15 protein-coding genes are annotated in these 14,987 nt (G+C 43.9%); 13 read left to right on the forward strand and 2 right to left on the reverse strand.

Annotated elements, in window-relative coordinates; all coding sequences use genetic code 11:
• Positions 1-177: 177 nt before the first annotated feature.
• The 5 genes from purM to purH are packed head-to-tail and all read left to right on the forward strand — an operon-like array spanning position 178 to position 4,184.
• On the forward strand, positions 178-1,200 hold the full coding sequence (gene purM / locus AC3E6G_RS08830) for a phosphoribosylformylglycinamidine cyclo-ligase (protein WP_490700838.1): 1,023 nt from the start codon (positions 178-180) through the stop codon (positions 1,198-1,200).
• On the forward strand, positions 1,200-1,757 hold the full coding sequence (gene purN / locus AC3E6G_RS08835) for a phosphoribosylglycinamide formyltransferase (RefSeq protein ID WP_048789402.1): 558 nt from the start codon (positions 1,200-1,202) through the stop codon (positions 1,755-1,757). Before purM ends, purN begins: the two co-directional genes overlap by 1 nt.
• Before the next feature lie 2 nt (positions 1,758-1,759).
• A complete protein-coding gene (locus tag AC3E6G_RS08840; RefSeq protein WP_490700839.1) occupies positions 1,760-2,128 on the forward strand; it encodes a hypothetical protein in 369 nt (122 codons plus the stop codon).
• Positions 2,129-2,170: 42 nt separating this feature from the next.
• Entirely contained in the window at positions 2,171-2,635 is a 465-nt protein-coding gene (locus AC3E6G_RS08845; RefSeq protein WP_490700840.1) for a GNAT family N-acetyltransferase, read from the forward strand.
• Position 2,636: 1 nt separating this feature from the next.
• Complete coding sequence (gene purH / locus AC3E6G_RS08850) at positions 2,637-4,184, forward strand: bifunctional phosphoribosylaminoimidazolecarboxamide formyltransferase/IMP cyclohydrolase (protein ID WP_048789405.1); 1,548 nt, start codon at positions 2,637-2,639, stop codon at positions 4,182-4,184.
• Positions 4,185-4,380: 196 nt separating this feature from the next.
• On the opposite strand, the gene AC3E6G_RS08855 is transcribed toward purH, so the two are convergent.
• Positions 4,381-5,394, reverse strand: a complete 1,014-nt coding sequence (locus AC3E6G_RS08855; RefSeq protein WP_414280434.1) for a GBS Bsp-like repeat-containing protein — start codon at positions 5,392-5,394, stop codon at positions 4,381-4,383.
• A 184-nt stretch (positions 5,395-5,578) separates the two neighbouring features.
• Between AC3E6G_RS08855 and purD the strand changes: the two genes are divergently transcribed.
• From purD to purB, 6 genes are all read left to right on the forward strand, one after another.
• The gene (gene purD / locus AC3E6G_RS08860; protein WP_490700841.1) at positions 5,579-6,841 is read left to right on the forward strand and encodes a phosphoribosylamine--glycine ligase; all 1,263 of its coding nucleotides are present in this window, start codon (positions 5,579-5,581) and stop codon (positions 6,839-6,841) included.
• Positions 6,842-7,139: 298 nt separating this feature from the next.
• Entirely contained in the window at positions 7,140-7,631 is a 492-nt protein-coding gene (purE, locus tag AC3E6G_RS08865; protein ID WP_314837068.1) for a 5-(carboxyamino)imidazole ribonucleotide mutase, read from the forward strand.
• A complete protein-coding gene (purK, locus tag AC3E6G_RS08870; protein ID WP_490700842.1) occupies positions 7,618-8,697 on the forward strand; it encodes a 5-(carboxyamino)imidazole ribonucleotide synthase in 1,080 nt (359 codons plus the stop codon). Before purE ends, purK begins: the two co-directional genes overlap by 14 nt.
• 120 nt (positions 8,698-8,817) lie before the next feature.
• The gene (locus AC3E6G_RS08875; RefSeq protein WP_048789410.1) at positions 8,818-9,768 is read left to right on the forward strand and encodes a ketopantoate reductase family protein; all 951 of its coding nucleotides are present in this window, start codon (positions 8,818-8,820) and stop codon (positions 9,766-9,768) included.
• An 8-nt stretch (positions 9,769-9,776) separates the two neighbouring features.
• Positions 9,777-10,001, forward strand: coding sequence for a hypothetical protein (locus tag AC3E6G_RS08880; protein WP_048687864.1), 225 nt, complete (start codon positions 9,777-9,779; stop codon positions 9,999-10,001).
• A 163-nt stretch (positions 10,002-10,164) separates the two neighbouring features.
• Positions 10,165-11,463: an adenylosuccinate lyase gene (gene purB, locus AC3E6G_RS08885; RefSeq protein ID WP_048789411.1), complete on the forward strand. Its 1,299-nt coding sequence runs from the start codon at positions 10,165-10,167 to the stop codon at positions 11,461-11,463.
• A 386-nt stretch (positions 11,464-11,849) separates the two neighbouring features.
• On the opposite strand, the gene AC3E6G_RS08890 is transcribed toward purB, so the two are convergent.
• Positions 11,850-12,566, reverse strand: coding sequence for a GntR family transcriptional regulator (locus tag AC3E6G_RS08890; RefSeq protein WP_006595289.1), 717 nt, complete (start codon positions 12,564-12,566; stop codon positions 11,850-11,852).
• Positions 12,567-12,697: 131 nt separating this feature from the next.
• Here AC3E6G_RS08890 and AC3E6G_RS08895 point away from each other — a divergent pair, with 131 nt between their 5' ends.
• Both AC3E6G_RS08895 and AC3E6G_RS08900 read left to right on the forward strand, forming a co-directional pair.
• A complete protein-coding gene (locus AC3E6G_RS08895) occupies positions 12,698-14,485 on the forward strand; it encodes a glycoside hydrolase family 35 protein (protein ID WP_048788705.1) in 1,788 nt (595 codons plus the stop codon).
• Positions 14,482-14,958 (forward strand): PTS sugar transporter subunit IIB, encoded by a 477-nt coding sequence (locus AC3E6G_RS08900; RefSeq protein WP_048788704.1) that lies wholly within the window; start codon positions 14,482-14,484, stop codon positions 14,956-14,958. The genes AC3E6G_RS08895 and AC3E6G_RS08900 overlap by 4 nt, the downstream gene beginning before the upstream one ends.
• Positions 14,959-14,987: the final 29 nt, after the last annotated feature.

Here is a 14,987-nt window from a genome sequence, read left to right on the forward strand (position 1 = left end):
CAAATAAGAATGCATACGCTCCACGTCTCACTACTGACTAAAAGCTAAAGCATTTGTCAGTAGACGCTTTGTCCTATGGGATCAAAGCTAGAGACCTGACTAGTATTTTTAGATAAAAAGATGGTTTATCTAAAAATACGTCGCAATCTTTCTCAAAAAAAGAAAAGGAATGAACAAATGACAAACAAAAATGCTTACGCGCAGTCTGGTGTAGATGTTGAAGCGGGTTATGAAGTTGTTGAACGGATCAAAAAACACGTGGCACGTACGGAACGTGCGGGTGTTATGGGAGCTCTTGGTGGTTTCGGTGGCATGTTTGACCTTTCAAAAACAGGTGTCAAAGAGCCTGTTTTGATCTCAGGTACGGACGGTGTCGGAACTAAGATCATGCTGGCCATCAAGTACGATAAGCACGATACAATCGGTCAGGACTGTGTGGCTATGTGTGTCAACGATATCATCGCTGCAGGTGCAGAGCCCCTCTACTTCTTGGACTACGTCGCAACTGGTAAAAATGAACCAGCTAAATTGGAACAAGTCGTTGCTGGTGTAGCTGAAGGGTGTGTGCAGGCTGGAGCAGCCCTCATCGGTGGGGAAACTGCTGAAATGCCTGGTATGTATGGCGAAGACGACTATGACTTGGCTGGGTTTGCTGTCGGTGTTGCAGAAAAATCTCAAATTATCGACGGTTCAAAAGTAGCTGAGGGGGATGTGATTCTTGGCCTTGCATCAAGTGGTATCCATTCAAATGGTTACTCACTCGTGCGTCGTGTCTTTGCGGATTACACAGGTGAAGAAGTATTACCTGAGTTAGAAGGCAAGAAACTTAAAGACGTTCTTCTTGAAGCAACTCGTATCTACGTTAAGGCTGTTATACCGCTCATCAAAGAAGAATTGGTCAACGGAATCGCCCATATCACAGGTGGTGGTTTCATCGAAAATGTACCACGTATGTTCTCAGATGACTTGGCTGCTGAAATTGATGAAAGCAAAGTGCCAGTTCTTCCGATTTTCAAAGCCCTTGAAAAATATGGCCAAATCAAACATGAAGAAATGTTTGAAATCTTCAACATGGGTATTGGTCTCATGCTTGCGGTCAAACTAGAAAATGTGGAACGTGTCAAAGAACTTCTTGACGAACCTGTTTATGAAATTGGTCGGATTGTCAAGAAGACAGATGCAAATGTGGTGATAAAATAATGGCTAAAAAAATTGCTGTTTTTGCTTCCGGAAATGGTTCAAACTTCCAGGTGATCGCGGAACAATTTCCAGTAGAATTTGTTTTTTCAGATCACCGGGATGCCTATGTCATAGAACGTGCCGAAAAGCTAGGGGTATTAACCTATGCCTTTGAACTCAAAGAGTTTGAGAACAAGGCAGACTATGAAGGAGCCATTGTCGAACTTTTGGATAAACATCAGATTGACTTGGTTTGCCTCGCAGGCTACATGAAAATCGTTGGCCCAACCTTACTAGCAGCTTATGAAGGTCGAATTATCAATATTCACCCAGCCTATCTTCCGGAATTTCCAGGTGCTCATGGTATTGAGGATGCTTGGAATGCAGGTGTAGCTGAGAGCGGTGTGACCATTCACTGGGTGGACTCTGGTGTTGATACCGGTAAGGTCATCAAACAAGTCCGTGTACCACGCCTTGAAGGGGATACCCTTGCTACTTTCGAAACGCGCATCCACGAAACAGAGTACAAGCTCTATCCGGAAGTCTTGGATAGTTTGGGAGTGGAGAGGAAGAAATGATTATGGACCAATACTATATGGAGTTAAAGAATAAGTTATCTAACAGACCAATCCTACTGGATAATACTAATGATTTTCTTTTTGTTTTAGTAAATACAGTGAAAGCTATGATAGAAAATACTGATAAAAGTCAGCTTTCAGTGTTAGATAAAATTTTAGACGGTGTCACAAGTCAAGAATTAAAACTTGCCTATGATTTTTGTCAAGGAAAATTCGGTCAAGCAGGTTTTTCTTATCGTCGGCACCCGAATTATTTTTATTTGTCCAGTTTAATTGCGACCTTTCCAGAATTTGAGTTGTCTAAAGCAGACCGAGATTACCTCAAAGGAATCATAAATTTTGATAACTACCTTTTATATGAGTTAGATTAGTCTTTAATCACCTCAAAATCCTATTTATTCAAAAGGAGAAAAATGATTAATCTGAAATTAGTAGATGAGAGCAGTTTTCAGGCAGTGCTGGATTTGAAAATATCTGATGCTGATGAACGAGCGCGTTTTGTAGCTCCCAATGTGCGTTCTTTAGCTGACGCATGGTTCTACCGAGAGAATGGGGATGTGTTTCCCATGGCAATCTATTGGAATGAGCTAGTAGTTGGTTTTCTACTGTTGGAAATAGATAAGGATGAGGCAGAATACTTTATCTGGCGGATAATGATTGGCCAGCAGTACCAAGGAAAAGGTTATGGACGAAAAGCCTTGGAAGTTCTGATCAAAGAGGCTCAGATGGATAGAGATTGCAATCATATTATCGCAGATTATGTGGTTGGAAATGAAAAAATGAAGTACCTGCTGACTAGTTTGGGTTTTCAGGAAACAGGATTTATAGAAGAAAATAACGAAGTCGCTATGCGGTTGGATCTAAAGAAAGAGGAATAGAATGACTAAACGCGCACTAATTAGTGTTTCAGATAAAGCGGGCATTGTTGAATTTGCCCAAGAACTCAAGAAACTTGGTTGGGACATCATCTCAACTGGTGGTACTAAAGTTGCCCTTGATAATGCTGGTGTTAATACCATTGCTATCGATGATGTGACTGGTTTCCCAGAAATGATGGATGGTCGTGTCAAGACTCTCCACCCAAATATCCATGGCGGTCTCCTCGCTCGTCGTGACCTCGATAGCCACCTAGAGGCTGCTAAGGACAACAAGATTGAGTTGATCGACCTTGTGGTGGTCAACCTTTACCCATTTAAGGAAACCATCCTCAAACCAGACGTGACTTACGCTGATGCAGTTGAAAACATCGATATCGGTGGTCCATCCATGCTTCGTTCAGCAGCGAAGAACCACGCTAGCGTCACAGTCGTGGTAGACCCTACTGACTATGCTGTTGTGCTTGACGAATTGGCAGCAAATGGCGAAACCTCTTATGAAACTCGCCAACGTTTGGCAGCAAAAGTATTCCGCCACACAGCAGCCTATGATGCTTTGATCGCAGAATACTTCACTGCTCAAGTGGGTGAAGAAAAACCTGAAAAACTTACTTTGACTTATGATCTCAAGCAAGCCATGCGTTACGGGGAAAACCCTCAACAAGACGCAGACTTCTACCAAAAGGCCTTGCCAACGGATTATTCGATTGCATCCGCGAAACAGCTCAACGGGAAAGAATTGTCCTTCAATAATATCCGCGATGCGGATGCTGCGATTCGGATCATCCGTGATTTCAAAGACCGTCCAACCGTTGTGGCTTTGAAACATATGAACCCATGTGGGATTGGTCAAGCTGATGATATTGAAACTGCTTGGGACTACGCTTATGAGTCTGACCCAGTATCCATCTTCGGTGGAATCGTCGTTCTCAACCGTGAGGTAGACGCTACGACGGCTCAAAAAATGCATGGAGTCTTCCTTGAAATCATCATTGCACCAAGCTACACAGATGAAGCGCTTGAAATCTTGACAACTAAGAAGAAAAACTTGCGGATTCTTGCGTTGCCGTTTGATGCTCAAGATGCTAGCGAAGTGGAAGCAGAATACACTGGTGTTGTTGGTGGTCTCCTCGTTCAAAATCAAGACGTTGTCAAAGAAAGTCCAGCTGACTGGCAAGTAGTGACCAAACGCCAACCAACGGAGACAGAAGCGACAGCTCTTGAGTTTGCTTGGAAGGCTATCAAGTACGTCAAATCAAATGGGATCATCGTGACCAACGACCACATGACACTTGGTGTTGGCCCTGGTCAAACCAATCGTGTGGCATCTGTCCGCATCGCTATTGACCAAGCTAAAGACCGCCTTGACGGTGCTGTCCTTGCTTCAGATGCCTTCTTCCCATTTGCAGATAACGTGGAAGAAATCGCCAAAGCAGGTATCAAAGCGATCATCCAACCAGGTGGTTCCGTCCGTGACCAAGAGTCGATCGAGGCTGCTGACAAATATGGCTTAACCATGATCTTTACAGGTGTTCGTCACTTCAGACATTAATCTAAAAAGGCTGGGCAAAAAATGTCCAGCCTTTGATGTTTGATAGGAATAGCTGCAAGACGCAGTGGTTGATTGGTATCTTTTTCGCTTTTTAAGCTCCAAAGATAACTTAATCAACTGTGCGGGGGTGGGAAGACGAACTCCTTTTAAATAGTCGGAGTTCTTTCCCACTCCCTTTCTACTGGTTAGGAATTCCTTAATTTGGATAGATATAGCTGACCGTTCCCCAGACAACATTCGTGGGGTCAAACCAGCCACGGAAATTGTTGATGGTCCGATTTCCATTGTAATTAGCTTCCTTCACTTGGATCTTTTGATCATGTTCGACCTCCGTCACGACTGCAACGTGGCCATAGCCTCCATTATCCCAACAGGCGATAGCGCCGACCTCTGGGGTATTTCCTGTCCGGAAGCCCGCAGCGCGTGCACTAGCTGCCCACATGCCACCGTTTCCCCACCAGTTTTGTGACCAAGGAGCTAGTTCTTTTGCCGCCCAGGTACATTCGCCGACGGGATAGTAATTATCCGATTGGGTGACCATTGGAGCAGGTTTAGCCCGCTCGACCTGAAATTCAGTGGCAAGTAAACCTTTTAAGTGCCCCTTGTCTTTTTGGTAGACGTGGAGATGAAAGGTTCCTTTCCCTGTATGTTTCTCGGCATTGAAGGATAATTGGTAGCGACCAGGTGCCGTCTTTTTTGCGGGATACCAGATCAAGTCGTCTTGGCCATCTTGTTCAGACCAGATGGGAAAGAAGACCTCCTCCACATCTTCAAAAAGCTGGAGTTGGATCTCAAATAGCTGTGTAGTGCTAGGTCGGACTGTAATCTTGGGTTGGGAAGAAGCCAGGTCTTTTTTTTCAACGATTGTCTGTAGAGGAAACAGTCCTTCAATATTTCCGTTAGAATGGATCCCGTAGACATGGATGTGATAAAGTCCTGCTTGATCCAAATGATTGGTCAGAGGCACTTGCAAATCAAATCCATTTTCACCTCGTTGAACAGGATACCAAATGAGGTCGTCCTGGCCATTTTGCTCGGACCAAATGGGGACGCTAACGCTTTGGAAGCGGTCTGGAACGGTCCCGAGGTGGACAACTAATTGTCCTTTTTCCTTGTAGATATAATTGACGTTTTGCTCTGCTCTTGCAACTTGTGAAGCCCCTGCCCAGAAAAGACAAGCTGCTAAGAGTAGTTTCTTTATTCTCTGCATAAAACTCCTTTTTAAAAAATATTAGAGGTCTCAATTATAATATTCGTAAAAAGGAGCAGAAATTTAAAAAATAATGAAAAAAGTTTGTTTTCTAATGAAAATCATCGGATATTCCTTGAAATATTAGAATAAAACGAACGATTATGATATAATTTAATAAAATAATTCGCAAAAGAGGTTCGAGATGAAACTTTTGGTTGTTGGATCTGGCGGTCGTGAGCATGCGATTGCCAAGAAGTTGTTGGAGTCTACAAACGTTGAGCAGGTTTTTGTGGCTCCTGGTAATGACGGGATGCGATTGGACGGTCTTGATTTGATCAATATCGGAATTTCCGAACATTCTAAGCTGATTGACTTCGCAAAAGTCAATGAGATTGCTTGGACCTTTATCGGTCCAGATGATGCCCTTGCGGCTGGAATCGTGGATGACTTCAATGCAGCTGGACTCAAAGCCTTTGGTCCGACTAAGGCTGCGGCTGAGCTGGAGTGGTCTAAGGATTTTGCCAAGGAAATCATGGTCAAATACGACGTTCCGACAGCAGCCTATGGGACCTTTTCAGATTTCGAGGAAGCCAAGGCCTACATCGAAGAAAAAGGCGCTCCAATCGTCGTCAAGGCAGACGGTTTGGCCCTTGGGAAAGGTGTCGTCGTTGCGGAGACAGTTGAGCAAGCCGTTGAAGCGACTCACGAGATGCTGTTGGACAATAAATTCGGTGATTCAGGTGCGCGTGTGGTCATCGAGGAATTCCTTGATGGAGAAGAGTTCTCTCTCTTTGCCTTTGTCAATGGGGACAAGTTCTACATTATGCCAACGGCTCAGGACCACAAACGTGCTTATGATGGCGACAAGGGTCCTAACACTGGTGGGATGGGGGCCTATGCACCAGTTCCTCACTTGCCACAAAGCGTGGTTGACACAGCGATTGACACCATTGTCAAGCCAGTTCTTGAAGGCATGATCAAAGAAGGGCGTCCGTATCTTGGTGTCCTTTACGCGGGGCTTATCTTGACAGCTGATGGACCGAAAGTTATCGAGTTCAACGCTCGTTTTGGTGATCCTGAAACGCAAATTATCTTGCCTCGTTTGACATCTGACTTTGCACAAAACATCACTGACATTTTGGATGGCAAAGAGCCGGCCATCACTTGGACGGACAAGGGGGTGACACTGGGCGTGGTTGTAGCATCCAACGGCTACCCACTCGCTTATGAGAAGGGTGTCAAGCTTCCAGCCAAGACAGATGGTGATATCATCACTTACTATGCCGGTGCCGAATTCGCTGAAAATGGACAAGAGCTTCTCTCAAACGGCGGACGCGTCTACATGCTGGTTACCACAGCAGACACCGTCAAAGACAGCCAAAACATTATCTACAACGAACTCAACAAACAAAACACAAAAGGCCTGTTCTACCGTAAGGATATCGGTAGCAAGGCGAATAAATAAAACTCTTTGAAAATCTTCGATTGACTGTGTTAAATCTCCTTGATGAACTTTAGTTCTATCTTCGTCGCTTTGCCTTGTCACTCTATGATTTTCTTCGAGTTTTCGAATATCAATGCTATATTAGGCGACGAAGTCGCCAAACACGATGATGGTCGCCGTGGTGAAAAGACCAGAACAGATCCTGTTCTGGTCGGGGGAAACTTTGAGACCTTAGGCTCAAAGTTTAGGAATGAAACCGAAGGTTTGCTTCCGTCCCCACCACCTAAGAACATTATCAAAAAAAGAAAAAGGAAAAATTATGACTAAACCAGTAATTTCCATCATCATGGGCTCAAAATCCGACTGGGCAACCATGCAAAAAGCTGCTGAAGTCCTCGATAACTTCGACGTCGCTTACGAAAAGAAAGTTGTTTCCGCACACCGTACACCGGACCTCATGTTCAAACATGCGGAAGAAGCACGTAGCCGTGGCATCAAGGTCATCATCGCGGGTGCAGGTGGCGCAGCTCACTTGCCAGGGATGGTTGCTGCCAAGACCACCCTTCCAGTTATTGGGGTACCCGTCAAATCACGTGCCCTTAGCGGTGTGGATTCACTTTATTCCATCGTTCAGATGCCAGGTGGGGTACCTGTCGCAACTATGGCGATCGGTGAAGCTGGAGCGACTAACGCGGCCCTCTTTGCCCTCCGCCTTCTTTCAGTAGAGGACCAGGATATCGCGACAGCCTTGGCGGATTTTGCAGAAGAACAAGGAAAAATCGCAGAGGAGTCGACAAATGAGCTCATCTAAAACAATCGGAATTATCGGTGGTGGTCAGCTGGGTCAGATGATGGCCATTTCTGCTATCTACATGGGGCACAAGGTTATCGCGCTGGATCCTGCGGCGGATTGCCCAGCCTCCCGTGTGGCGGAAATCATCGTGGCACCTTATAACGATGTGGACGCCCTCCGTCAGTTGGCGGAGCGTTGCGATGTTCTGACCTATGAATTTGAGAATGTAGATGCTGACGGTCTGGATGCTGTCATCAAGGATGGACAGCTCCCTCAAGGAACAGATCTACTTCGCATCTCCCAAAATCGCATTTTTGAGAAGGACTTTCTCGCAAATAAGGCCCAAGTCACTGTAGCACCATATAAGGTCGTAACTTCTAGCAAAGACTTGGCAGATATCGAACTGCCTAAAAACTATGTCCTCAAGACAGCGACTGGTGGCTACGATGGTCATGGACAAAAGGTTATTCGTTCAGAAGCAGACTTGGAAGAAGCCTATGCGCTAGCTGATTCAGCAGAATGTGTCTTGGAAGAATTTGTCAACTTCGACCTTGAAATCTCCATTATCGTGTCTGGAAATGGCAAGGACGTGACAGTTTTCCCAGTGCAGGAAAATATTCACCGTAACAACATTCTTTCTAAAACGATTGTGCCTGCTCGCATTTCTGATAAGTTAGCAGAAAAAGCAAAAACCATGGCAGTGCGAATTGCAGAACAACTTAACTTATCTGGAACGCTTTGCGTGGAAATGTTTGCGACCGCTGATGACATTATTGTCAACGAAATCGCCCCACGACCCCACAATTCAGGGCACTACTCGATTGAAGCTTGCGACTTCTCGCAATTCGACACGCATATCTTGGGTGTTCTGGGAGTACCACTTCCAGCAATCCACCTGCATGCCCCAGCTGTCATGCTCAACGTTCTCGGCCAACACGTCGAGGCTGCTGAAACATATGTGACAAAAAATCCAAGCGCACACCTCCACTTATATGGTAAACTAGAAGCAAAGCACAACCGCAAAATGGGACATGTGACTTTGTTTAGTATTGAACCAGATAAGGTTGAGGAGTTTGGGGAGTAAGACAGGACCCCAGCAATAAGGTCCGTCGTCTTACCCCTGCAAGGTTGACTAGGCTTGTCGCAGGTGAAAAATCGACAAGAGAAGCCAGACAACTACTGCTGGAAAGGAATTGATTTTTAAGTGAAAATAGCGATTCTAGGACTTGGAGTCATCGGGACCACTTATGCCTACGCCTTTCAAAAAGCAGGCCATCAAGTAGAGCACGTACTGAGAGATAGTAAGAAAAGCACTGCTCCGAAGGAATTGTCGGTTGATCTACTAGATGGTCGCTATCATTCCAAGGGTGAGAACAAACACGATACCTATGAGGTTCGTGTGGCAGAAGCTGATTCGGAATATGATTTTATTTTTCTGAGTGTGCGTCATGGGCTTGTCAAAGAGGCTGTGGAGACCTTGCTAAAAAATAATATCAAAGGCACCCTTGTTTTCTTCTGTAATTTTTGGGATACTCGAAAAGAGGTCCAAGAGTGGGCAGGAGATTATGACTATATTTTAGCTTTTCCAACAGCTGGAGGTCACATGCAGGAGGACCATTTGGATGGTGTCTTGTTCGACCATTTAATGCTAGAAGGTGAGCAAAAAGCACAGATTTCTAACTATGCTGATCTGACAACTTTACTGACTTCTGCAGATTTGAAGTGGGAAGTGCCTCATGATATGGTCGAGTGGATTTGGATTCACATGGCGATTAACGCAGGTGTTACTTCGACAGCCGCACGTTCGGGAAATCTGGAAAATCCAGAAGAATTGGCTTTGAACTTGATGAATAGTTCTTCGGAATTATCATTAGCCATCAAGGCCATTCGAGAGGCTTTGAAAGTTGTAGAAGCGCGTGGCGTGAATTTGAAGCTTTATAAAGCCGAGCTCTTGCCATACAAAATCCCTGCTTGGATAGCCGGAAAAGCCATGAAAATCATGTTTGCGAAAAATGAGCTGACTCGAAAAATTATGACCTTACACAATGATAAACAGGATATCTTCTATTGTTGTCAAAGTGTCTATCAGACTGGTCAGGAGTTAGGTGTGAAGATGCCTATTCTGGAAGCAAATATGAAGGGAATTTCGATTTAGGAGGTTTTATGATTCAACTCATCGTCAACGCATTTGTTGAAAAAGATAAGACTGGAGCAGTCGTCGAAGTCTTGTATGCTAGTAGTGATCATGAAAAAGTGAAAGCTAAGTATGAAGAGCTAGTTACACAATATCCTGAAAACTATTTAGCCATCTATGATCTACCGTTAGATACGGATTTGAATACACTGGATCATTATCCATCAGTGTGGATTGGGAAAGAAGAATTTTAATAAAACGACTTTTGTTCGTTAAACGGATGTTTCACGCCGTGGGGAAAGCGTAAGCGACGGAAATCTTGAGACTAGAGGCTCAAGATTTAGTCATGAGATTCCGGAGGAAGCTGCTGACGTCCGCCCCACATAAGTGAAACATCAAAAGAAAGGAAAATTAAACATGATTGATAGATATAGTCGCCCAGAAATGGCGAATATTTGGACTGAAGAAAATAAATACCGTGCTTGGCTTGAGGTGGAAATCTTGGCTGACGAAGCTTGGGCTGAATTGGGAGAAATCCCTAAGGAAGATGTGGCTTTGATTCGTGAAAAAGCAGACTTTGACATCGACCGTATTTTGGAAATCGAGCAGGAGACTCGCCACGATGTGGTTGCCTTCACACGTGCGGTTTCTGAAACGCTTGGTGAAGAGCGCAAGTGGGTCCACTATGGGTTGACTTCTACCGACGTGGTGGATACGGCCTATGGTTACCTCTACAAACAAGCCAACGATATCATCCGTAAGGATCTTGAAAACTTCCTTAACATCATCGCTGACAAAGCGAAAGAACACAAGTTCACTATCATGATGGGTCGTACCCACGGGGTGCACGCTGAGCCGACAACTTTTGGTTTGAAATTGGCAACTTGGTACAGCGAAATGAAACGGAACATCGAACGTTTCGAGCATGCGGCTGCTGGTGTGGAAGCTGGTAAGATTTCGGGTGCGGTTGGTAACTTTGCCAACATCCCACCATTCGTTGAAAAATACGTCTGTGATAAGCTTGGTATCCGTGCTCAAGAAATCTCGACACAGGTCCTTCCTCGTGACCTTCACGCTGAGTACTTTGCAGTTCTCGCTAGCATCGCAACATCGATCGAGCGTATGGCGACTGAAATCCGTGGTCTTCAAAAATCTGAACAACGTGAAGTAGAAGAGTTCTTTGCCAAAGGTCAAAAAGGATCTTCAGCAATGCCTCACAAACGCAATCCAATCGGTTCTGAAAACATGACAGGTCTTGCACGTGTGATCCGTGGTCACATGGTCACAGCTTATGAAAACGTAGCCCTTTGGCACGAACGCGATATCTCTCACTCATCAGCTGAGCGGATCATCGCACCAGATACAACCATCTTGATCGACTACATGCTCAACCGTTTCGGAAACATCGTTAAGAACTTGACAGTCTTCCCTGAAAACATGATCCGCAACATGAACTCTACATTTGGTTTGATCTTCAGCCAACGTGCGATGTTGACTTTGATTGAAAAAGGTATGACACGTGAGCAAGCTTACGACCTTGTTCAACCAAAGACAGCTCAATCATGGGATAACCAAGTAGATTTCAAACCACTTCTTGAAGCAGATCCAGAAGTGACATCACGTCTTACTCAAGAAGAAATCGATGAAATCTTCAACCCAACTTACTACACTAAACGGGTGGATGAAATCTTCGAACGCATCGGTTTAGGTGACTAAGCCCCTCATAAATTTGATAAAAAAAGAGGCTGGGACAAAAGTCCTAGCCTCTTAATTGTTTTTGGATTGTCGAGCAAGACGCAGTGGTTGAGTGGGCTCTACTACGCTGATTTCATCAGCTTTTACAGCCCTACTCAACTGTGCGGAGGTGGGACGACGAAATCGAATTCTAACGAATTACCGATTTCTGTCCCACTCTCTTTTTCTTTGCCGATATTAGGTGCTCTAGACACGGAATTTATCATAATAAATTTTGACTGATTAAACTATTTATAGGAAGTCTATCACTAATTATAGATTATTCGTTTTACATGTTTTAGGAACTATTTTTTCATGCTATAATTTGTATCATAAAAGTCTGAGGCCAAACCCCAGACTTTGAATGATCAATGATCACGATCACAAGAGATAAATTTGATTTTATAGTAGTCGCCGCGTTTATAGGTTTCGCTATATTCGAGAATTTGACCGGTCGCTTCCAATTTTGTCGTCTTCACTTGACGAACAGTTGGGAAGTTTTCATCGATATTCAACACAGAAGCGATTTTGCTTGGTGTTGGAAATACAATATCATTGATTTCTTCAAAGTGTTCATCATTCATATGGATATGATAATCTTCTTTAAAGCGATCATAAATCGAACTATAGTAATCTAAGCTCGGATAATTTGGGTTAATATATTGCTCTGGGACATAAGTCTGGTGGTAGATATAAGTATCTTCACCAATATGACGGGTCCGATCAATCTTATAATAGAATTGAGTTGGAGCAAGTCCTAGTTTATCCAAGATGTTCAGTGCGTTGCCACGCTTGATAGAGAGAACTTTTACGGTCGCTTTTTGGATAGGGAAGGTTTCAACGTCTGAAAACTCAACCAGCTTGTGTTTTCTAGCGCGCGAAACAAAGGTTCCTTTTCCTTGTTGGCGGACGATGTATCCATCACTAGCCAAATCGTTCAAAGCACGAACAACAGTAATCGAGCTAACATTATAAATCTTAATCAACTCGGCTTCTGTGTAAAATTTATCTCCATTTTCAAATTTACCTGAGATAATTTGTTGCTTCAAATCATCTTTGATGTGTTGGTATTTTGGGATTGCCATGTACTTCACCTCTTTTTTCGATATCTCTTGTTAATATTATTTTAACATATTTTTTTGAAAGTGGTTGACATTTTTTCGTTAATATATTATATTAATAAATGAAAAGGGTTTCTTAGAAGGAGGTTCTCAGTATGGGGGCATTTGAAATCCGTGAAGATTTTTATTTAAATGATCAACCTTTTAAGATTTTATCTGGTGCAATTCATTATTTTCGGATCGATCGTGAGGATTGGTATCATTCCTTATATAACCTAAAAGCTCTAGGTTTCAATACTGTTGAAACCTATGTTCCATGGAATGCTCATGAGCCGCAAAGAGGCCATTTTCACTTTGAAGGGAATTTGGACCTGGAGCACTTTATCCAAGTGGCTCAAGAGTTGGATCTGTATGTGATCCTCCGTCCATCACCGTTTATTTGTTCGGAGTGGGAATTTGGGGGCTTGCCAGCCTGGTTAATCGAAGAAGACCTTCGGATTCGTTCATCAGATTCGGCCTTTCTCGAGGAAGTGGCTCGCTATTACGACGAACTCCTGCCACGTGTGGCCAAGTACCAATTGGATCGTGGGGGCAATATCCTCATGATGCAGGTAGAAAATGAATACGGCTCTTACGGCGAAGACAAAGCCTATCTTCGGGCGATCAGAGATCTAATGATCGAGCGGGACATTACCTGTCCACTCTTTACTTCTGATGGACCTTGGAGGGCGACTCTTCGAGCAGGGACTTTGATTGAGGATGGACTCTTTGTAACCGGTAATTTTGGTTCGCGAGCAAATTACAATTTCTCTCAGATGAAAGAGTTCTTTGCGGAGCATGACAAAAAGTGGCCACTCATGTGTATGGAATTTTGGGATGGCTGGTTCAATCGTTGGAAAGAACCCATCATCAAGCGAGATCCAGAAGAGTTGGCAGAAGCAGTCCATGAGGTCTTACAAGAAGGCTCTATCAATCTCTACATGTTTCATGGTGGGACCAACTTCGGATTTATGAACGGTTGCTCAGCGCGAGGGACCGTGGATTTACCTCAAGTAACATCTTATGACTATGACGCTCTCTTAGATGAGCAGGGCAACCCGACTCCTAAGTACGATGCAGTCAAAAAGATGATGAAGACCTACTATCCAGAGTATCCACAGTCAGAACCACTTGTGAAGTCGAGTTTATCTGAACGAACATTGGAGTTGACCCAAAAGACTAGTTTGTTCGGCAATTTAAACGAGATTGCTCAAGTCACAGAAAGTCTTTACCCACAGACCATGGAAGAAATCGACCACCCATTAGGCTATCTGCTCTATGAGACAGAAGTGGAAATGGATGCGGAAGAAGAGCGCTTGCGTATCATCGATGCGCGTGATCGGGTGCAGGTTTATGCCAATGATCAGTTGATTGCCACTCAATACCAAGAAGAAATCGGTCAAGATCTTTTTTTAAACGGAGAAAAGAAAACGATTACAAACCTAAAATTCTTGATCGAAAACATGGGAAGAGTCAATTATGGGCACAAACTCTTAGCGGACACCCAACGAAAAGGAATCCGAACAGGAGTTTGTATCGATCTTCATTTCAAGCTTCATTGGAAACAATATGCGCTTGATTTTAGCCAGCTGGATCGCTTGGATTTTTCGAAAGAATGGCAAGAAGGTCAACCAGCTTTTTATCAATTTGCTTTTCATCTAGATCAGGTTGAGGATACCTTCCTTGATATGACTGGATTTGGAAAAGGGATCGTTCTTGTAAATGGCCACCATATCGGTCGTTTCTGGGAAGTCGGTCCAACACTCTCCCTCTACATCCCTCATGGTTTTCTCAAAGATGGGGAAAATGAGATCCTCGTCTTTGAGACAGAGGGCACTTGGAAGGAGACCTTAAAACTTGTTTCACAACCTACATTCAAAGAAGTAAAGGGGGAAAACTTATGACTATTGTAGGATGCCGTATCGATGGACGTTTGATCCACGGGCAGGTAGCCAACCTATGGACTACCAAACTTAATATTTCACGTATCATGGTGATCGATGATGAAGTCGCTCAAAATGATATCGAAAAAAGTGGCTTGAAATTAGCGACACCACCTGGTGTTAAGCTTAGTATCTTGCCAGTGGCAAAGGCTGCAGAAAATATCTTGGCTGGAAAATATGACAGCCAACGTCTCTTCATCGTAGCCCGCAAGCCAGACCGCTTCCTTGGTTTGGTAGAAGCAGGTGTACCACTTGAAACCTTAAACGTAGGGAACATGTCTCAATCAGATGAGACTCGTCCGATTACTCGTTCGATCAACGTAGTGGATGCCGATGTGGAAGCTTTCCACAAGCTAGCTGAAAAAGGAGTTAAGTTAACTGCTCAAATGGTTCCAAATGATCCAGTTGAAGACTTCTTGAAGTTGCTCAAATAGTTTATAAATAAAAAAGAAAAATTTTAGGA

The sequence above is a fragment of the Streptococcus sp. SCPM-O-B-23252 (M501) genome (assembly GCF_058200355.1).

Excerpts from the sequence above, each read along its gene's own strand:
- purH (WP_048789405.1), top strand. The coding sequence starts at position 2,637 with ATGACTAAACGCGCACTAATTAGTGTTTCAGATAAAGCGGGCATTGTT.
- purN (WP_048789402.1), top strand. The coding sequence starts at position 1,200 with ATGGCTAAAAAAATTGCTGTTTTTGCTTCCGGAAATGGTTCAAACTTC.
- AC3E6G_RS08900 (WP_048788704.1), top strand. The coding sequence starts at position 14,482 with ATGACTATTGTAGGATGCCGTATCGATGGACGTTTGATCCACGGGCAG.
- AC3E6G_RS08840 (WP_490700839.1), top strand. The coding sequence starts at position 1,760 with ATGGACCAATACTATATGGAGTTAAAGAATAAGTTATCTAACAGACCA.
- AC3E6G_RS08890 (WP_006595289.1), bottom strand. The coding sequence starts at position 12,566 with ATGGCAATCCCAAAATACCAACACATCAAAGATGATTTGAAGCAACAA.
- AC3E6G_RS08855 (WP_414280434.1), bottom strand. The coding sequence starts at position 5,394 with ATGCAGAGAATAAAGAAACTACTCTTAGCAGCTTGTCTTTTCTGGGCA.
- purM (WP_490700838.1), top strand. The coding sequence starts at position 178 with ATGACAAACAAAAATGCTTACGCGCAGTCTGGTGTAGATGTTGAAGCG.
- AC3E6G_RS08895 (WP_048788705.1), top strand. The coding sequence starts at position 12,698 with ATGGGGGCATTTGAAATCCGTGAAGATTTTTATTTAAATGATCAACCT.
- AC3E6G_RS08880 (WP_048687864.1), top strand. The coding sequence starts at position 9,777 with ATGATTCAACTCATCGTCAACGCATTTGTTGAAAAAGATAAGACTGGA.
- AC3E6G_RS08845 (WP_490700840.1), top strand. The coding sequence starts at position 2,171 with ATGATTAATCTGAAATTAGTAGATGAGAGCAGTTTTCAGGCAGTGCTG.
- purE (WP_314837068.1), top strand. The coding sequence starts at position 7,140 with ATGACTAAACCAGTAATTTCCATCATCATGGGCTCAAAATCCGACTGG.
- purK (WP_490700842.1), top strand. The coding sequence starts at position 7,618 with ATGAGCTCATCTAAAACAATCGGAATTATCGGTGGTGGTCAGCTGGGT.
- purB (WP_048789411.1), top strand. The coding sequence starts at position 10,165 with ATGATTGATAGATATAGTCGCCCAGAAATGGCGAATATTTGGACTGAA.
- purD (WP_490700841.1), top strand. The coding sequence starts at position 5,579 with ATGAAACTTTTGGTTGTTGGATCTGGCGGTCGTGAGCATGCGATTGCC.